Source organism: uncultured Anaerovibrio sp. (assembly GCA_902786545.1).
Lineage (GTDB): Bacteria > Bacillota > Negativicutes > Selenomonadales > Selenomonadaceae > Anaerovibrio.
Genome location: CADACU010000069.1, coordinates 1 through 6,069, shown reverse-complemented (window position 1 = coordinate 6,069; position 6,069 = coordinate 1). Strand labels below are relative to the sequence as shown.

Annotated in this window: 6 protein-coding genes; 2 read left to right on the top strand and 4 right to left on the bottom strand. The window is 43.5% G+C overall.

The features are described from left to right. Positions 1–1,167, top strand: a 1,167-nt coding sequence (locus tag QZV24_RS09870; RefSeq protein WP_294523382.1) for a hypothetical protein, incomplete at its 5' end; no start/stop codon positions are given. Positions 1,168–1,244: 77 nt separating this feature from the next. Here the strand turns inward: QZV24_RS09870 and QZV24_RS09865 are convergent. Beyond that, complete coding sequence (locus QZV24_RS09865) at positions 1,245–2,198, bottom strand: site-specific integrase (RefSeq protein ID WP_294523380.1); 954 nt, start codon at positions 2,196–2,198, stop codon at positions 1,245–1,247. A gap of 159 nt (positions 2,199–2,357) precedes the next feature. On the opposite strand from QZV24_RS09865, the gene fic reads away from it, so the two are divergent. Then, positions 2,358–2,984, top strand: a complete 627-nt coding sequence (gene fic, locus QZV24_RS09860; protein ID WP_294523378.1) for a protein adenylyltransferase Fic — start codon at positions 2,358–2,360, stop codon at positions 2,982–2,984. Between the two features lie 45 nt (positions 2,985–3,029). Here the strand turns inward: fic and QZV24_RS09855 are convergent, their stop codons facing one another. From QZV24_RS09855 to QZV24_RS09845, 3 genes are all read right to left on the bottom strand, one after another. After that, entirely contained in the window at positions 3,030–3,233 is a 204-nt protein-coding gene (locus QZV24_RS09855) for a type II toxin-antitoxin system HicB family antitoxin (protein WP_294523376.1), read from the bottom strand. A 217-nt stretch (positions 3,234–3,450) separates the two neighbouring features. Beyond that, the gene (locus QZV24_RS09850) at positions 3,451–4,707 is read right to left on the bottom strand and encodes a transposase (protein WP_294523375.1); all 1,257 of its coding nucleotides are present in this window, start codon (positions 4,705–4,707) and stop codon (positions 3,451–3,453) included. A 240-nt stretch (positions 4,708–4,947) separates the two neighbouring features. After that, positions 4,948–6,069 (bottom strand): hypothetical protein (locus QZV24_RS09845; RefSeq protein WP_294523373.1); only part of this gene is annotated, 1,122 nt, incomplete at its 5' end.

The following is a 6,069-nucleotide window of genomic DNA, read 5'->3' as shown; positions in this document are numbered from 1 at the left end:
GCTATGGTTGACAAGCTGGCTGCTGAGTTCAAAGATGAGCTGGCTAACCTGGGCGTTCGTGTTGATGAGCTGGAAGCTCGCATGGACAATGTTAAGTGGTCCGGTTGGGTTCGTTATGAGTACAAGAACCGTCGTCAAAAGGATTTAAAAGATGCTAAAGGTAATCCAACGGATGGTGTGAGCACTGTTCAGCGTATTAAGCTCCGTCTCACTCCTTCCATGAAGATCAACAACCAGTGGACTGCTCATGCTCGCATGGAATTTGGTATGGATGCAAACTCCGCCCATTGCTCCACTGCTGCTAACTGGGGTGGCGGTTACAATGGCACTCAGTTCCGGGTTGACCAGGCTTGGGTAGATGGTAAGATTGGTACTGCCACTGTTAAATTAGGCCGTTTCGGTACTTATGATAACGCAAGCCATGGTCTTGTAATGGATGATGTTATCACCGGTGCTGATGTAACTATTCCATTTGGTAAAAATTGGAATGTTCATTTGGCAGCCGGTCGTTACAGCTGGTATCCAATTGATACCCTCGGAAGCGCAGTAGTAAAAGATGCAGATGGTAACGAGGTAGGTAAGGCCTCTGGCGTTTTGCTTGGCGATCCGTCTGATGGTTATGCTGGTGGTACTTGGACTTACCTCGGTGGTGAAGTATATTACGCAAAGGATAAGTGGGATTTTGGTGTAGGTTATCGCGAGTTCCGTGGTAAGACTCCAAATCTGAATGCAACTGCGAACTTCAACTGCATGGATGGCATTGACAGAATTAAAATGGCCAATGTCGGTGTGGGATATAAGTTTAGTCCAGCTGTATACATGAATGTTGATTATGCTCGTATAAATGCTGGTAAGCGCGCAGATGACAGCGTTCAGTATGCAGGTTCTGCTCCAAACCAGAAACATAATTACAATATTCAGCTTAGCTGGCAGCTTAGCAAAAAGATAAATGTTCACGCTGCATACAGACATTTGGCTAACCCTAATGTTTGTGCAACCTATGATCTCCTGAGCTGGAACTGTGATGGTCAGAAGGGCTGGGAGATCGGTACTGATATCACCCTCCAGAAGAATGTTAGTGCTTGCGCTTACTACTTTGATGGTAAGAATTTGGCTGGTGAAAACAAGCTCAAAATGTTCTACGGTAACCTCAACTTCAGCTTCTAATTTAGAGCTTAGTTGTGAACTAACAAATAATGAGAGCTCCTACTTCGGTAGGAGCTCTTTTTGTACGCTTTCCTTTGTTATACTATCCATCCCTTCCCCATGATATCCGCGGCCACCATATCCATATCATCTACCCAATGGGTATAAAAGTCAGCAGTTATATATATGCTGGCATGGCCCAGCCGTTTACTTACCTCTTTTATATCAATCCCTCGCCGAACCAGTTCGGTAGCATGATAATGTCGTAAGCTGTGAAAGGTAAAGCCTTCCGGGGTATCAAGCCGCTTAAAGAAGTGGTATATATATTTATCAGCCGTATGTCTGGATATCTGCTTGAACGGAAAACGATTTGGGGTAAAAATGTACAAGCCAAGGGTGTACTTGCGAATTTCCCGCAGTATTTCCTTGGCTACAAATATTTTTCGATATGATTTACTGGTTTTTAAAGGCATATCCGGGCCAGCCTGAGTGAGCTGTCCCTTTATTTCAATGGTATGATTTTTAAAGTCTATGTCATTGGTTGTCAGGTTGAGGATCTCCCCCAGTCGCATTCCGGTACTTACCGCTAAAAGCAGGACCTTGTAAATAAAATGATTCCTTTCGTTTCTGGCTTTTTGGATATATTGCTGTATTTCAGCCCGGCTCGGTAGTCGTAAATCTATTTTAAAGTGATTTTGCCGGATTTTACGCATATTATGACAAGGATTTTTCTCTAATATTTCCTGTCGTATGGCATCATTAAATAAGGCCGATAAAATCAGCCTGTAGGTTTTTCGGGAGGAAGTTTTTATATTGAGCTGGTCGAATATTGTATCAATCAACGGCCCGGAAATATCTGCCAAGGGGCAGTTACCTAATATAGGCACAAAATGATTGTATACCGACCGATAATTTTGATAAGTGCTAAGGGCGGTCTCTTTTTCTTTCCAGATGAGCATTTGGTCAAAATACTCTTTGAAGGAAATCATATTTGTCTTGCTTGAGGATGATGCTAAAATGTTTGTGTTCCATTGCCAATTTGTCGTAATCATAATAATCCTCCTTGTGCAATATACTGTTTAACGACTGTGCATATATTATCGAAAAGAGAGCCCGGAATTTTTTCCTAGGCGTTATAATTAAGTACTGGTTATGATAAAATAAGGATGTAAATATATTTGCCGTTATAAGTGATATTTTCAGGAGGAGTTATGGCATTAGACAATAAATTAGGCTTGGCAGATGCCATAGAACTGGCCCATAAGGAAGAATATTTGACCAAGAAACGAGCTGCTGAGCTTTATGACAAGAATATTATTGATGGTTTTCCAGTGGGAACTTTTGCTGGTTTAAAAGCCATTCACAGCTATCTTTTTCAGGATGTTTATGAATTTGCCGGTCAACTGCGGGATGTTAATATTGCTAAAGGAAATTTTAGGTTTGCTCCTGTGTTATATTTAACCGATGCTTTAAAAAAAATTGATAAAATGCCACAAAAAACTTTTGAAGAGATTGTGACGAAATATGTGGAAATGAATGTTGCGCATCCCTTTCGGGAAGGGAATGGGCGCAGTATGCGTATTTGGCTGGATGCCATATTAAAAAAAGAACTCGGTCAGGTCATTGATTGGAGCCTGATAGACAAGGAAGATTATCTTTATGCTATGGAACGCAGTCCGGTAAGAAGTAAAGAAATTATGTCTTTACTAAAAAAAGCCCTGACAGATAAGGTGAATGATCGCCAGGTATATATGAAAGGGATTGATGCGTCATATCGTTACGAGGGATATGGAACATATAAAACTGCTGAGGTGGGGTCTGCTAATCAGGCGGACTAACATTTTGCAAAACAAAAGAGCCCCGCAGGGCTCAGTAAGTTGATTTTATGCAAATGCACACCGTCCAACAGGTTCAGGAATTTCTCTGCCCAGCATTTTAGCTGTATCAATCCATTCCTGAATAATCCTATCAGAATTATGCAACGCCTCTTGTGCCGTTTCTCCATCAGCCTGACAACCTGCCAGTTCTGGAACGACAACAACCCAACATTTATCTTCTTTTGACCAATATATCACTCTCTCGTACATAATTATACCTCCATTCTGTACTTTCTGATAATAGCTCGAACTTGTTTAACCTGAACGGATTTTGCCTTAGATGAATCACCTTTATCAGGTTGAATATTGATGATTTCATCAATGCCATTTTGGGTTTGAACCTCCCCCACTTAAAGAAGTGGGGGATTCTTGAGAAATTTGATACACGGACTAACGCCCTACAGACATATCCCAAAGGAGTTAGCTGTCAGGATACCCTTATTCTCAATGGGCTGTCCAAAAGCCCTCTACACAGTTCTTCGAAACCGAAGTTCTGCTTACTTTTGCGAAGTATGTTTGCCGCCCCGTTAACATCGGCATTTGCAATTCTGCCATCGGCAAAGCGATACAGCCCACGCTGGACACGTTTGCCACTGAATGTACCAGTATACGGATTTTCGGCATTGTAGACAGGAATATCGTCCAAGTCAAGGCAGCTTGCCTTTGAAGTATAGGATTCTTCCTGCTCTATGTACTTAATCCCGTAACGCTCGCACAGATTTTGCATAGCTTCACGCAGATTACCGAAGCTGATTTGAGTGAACTGCTGGTTGACCTTTTTGCCGAGATTCATCGAGCGTGTGAAATCTGGGTTGTAGCCACAGACCACAGTACCAATCTGATGGTCAATGCAGTAATTGATGATGTAACGGGTGGTCTTGCGGATGTAATCCTGAATGCGATTGTTCCTCTTGCGGGCAAGACGATAGAGCCTATGGGTTTTCTTTATCCCTTGCTTGTCGGCAATACTCTGATAATGGGCTTTCTGCTTGTTCCAATACTGGTTGATTGATTTGAGTTTACGACCGTCCATAATGAACGATGTCCCAATGTTGGTTACGCAGGTTGCCAGATTTTCCAAGCCGATGTCGATAGCAAGGACTTTATCGGGGGTTAAATTTTGCTTCTCTTCTTCCTGCAAGTAGCAATATTGTATCTTGAAGTACCTGCCGTTGTATACGGGGCAGATGCGTACTTCCTTGATTCTCTTGCCTTCAAGTCTTGCAGGAAAAGGAATCTTGATTTGCCTGCCGTCATGAAGCCTAGAGAAACAACGGCTCATAGGTATTATCAGGAACCCATTTTTGATATTGATTGCATTTGTCGAGAGAATGAGGTTGAACAGACCGCCCTTCTCTCGATAGTGCGGAATCTTGATGTCCTGAAAACGATAGTCACCTTTCTTTGCTTTCTTGATGAGATTGAAGAACGACTTGAAACTGCGGTCAGCCACTTTCAGAGTTTGCTGCGATACGCCAGCCTGAAGCAGTCCATAGTTTTCGTTTTCCTTGCAGGCATGGTAATTCTCCTCGTAATTGAGGAACTTCTTCTCCTTGAAATAGTATTGCCTGATGTTGTAGAGAGCCACATTGTACAGGTTATTGCTGTACTGGCACATCTCCCTGAGCATAGCATACTCTTCCTTGGAGAGTTTTCGGATTACATTCGATTGAGTTAGATACATCTTGTTACACCTCCTTTCTTGTTATATACATATTATATGGCAAAAGAAAACAGTTGACAAGACTATCTACGTTGTTTTGTAGATTGAGCAGGCATCGAACCCACTCAATCTACCGCCATTCATCTCCCACCTAAGAGGAAGGAGTCTTCTGGCGGGGGCGATAAAAAATTAGGCAAATGAAAAGAGCTCCTACCGAAGTAGGAGCTCTCATTATTTGTTAGTTCACAACTAAGCTCTAAATTAGAAGCTGAAGTTAAGGTTACCGTAGAACATCTTGAGCTTGCTGGTGTTGTCGAGGTTATCACCCTGGAAGTAGTAAGCGGAAGCGCTAACATTCTTCTGGAGGGTAATATCAGTACCAACTTCCCAACCTTTCTGGCCTTTAGTGTTGTAACTCTGGAGGTCATAGGTAGCAGCGAGGGTACCAGGATTGGACATCTTCTTGTAGGAAACATAGAGGCCAATCTTCTTGGTAGCCTGCCAATCAAGGCGTACATTGTAGGAATGCTTCTGGTTAGGGTTATCAGCAACCTCAGCAGCATTTACACGGCTGTAGTCAGCCTTGATGCCAACAGCTGGGCTGAACTTGTAACCGATACCAGCGGAAGCAATCTTAATCTTGTCAGCGTTGCCCATGGAGTTAGCGAACTGAGCTTTAGTAGCATCCTTACCATGTAATTCACGGTAACCTACACCAAAGTCCCACTTACCCTTAGCAAAGTATACATCAGCACCCATGTAAGTCCAAGTACCATCAGCATAACCATCAGACGGATCGCCAAGCAAAACGCCAGAGGCCTTACCTACCTCCTTACCATCTGCATCTTTTACTACTGCTTTTCCGAGGGTATCAGTTGGATACCAGCTGTAACGACCTGCAGCCAAGTTTACATGCCAATCCTTGCCGAATGGAATGTTTACTTCAGCACCGGTGATAACATCATCCATGGCAATACCATGGCCAGCTTCGCCCCAAGTGCCGAAACGACCGAGTTTAACGGTAGCCTTGCCAAGCTTACCATCTACCCAAGCCTGGTCAACACGGAACTGAGTGCCGGTGTAACCGCCACCCCAGTTAGCAGCAGTGGAGTTATGGGAGGAGTTTGCATCCATACCATACTCCATACGAGCATGGGCAGTCCACTGCTTGTTAATCTTCATGGAAGGAGTGAGACGGAGCTTAATTCTCTGTACAGTGCTAACAGCACGGTTACCGTCATTTTCCTGACGACGGGTCTTGTACTCATAACGAACCCAACCAGTCCACTTAACATTGTCCATGCGAGCTTCCAGCTCATCAACACGAACGCCCAGGTTAGCCAGCTCATCTTTGAACTCAGCAGCCAGCTTGTCAACCATAGC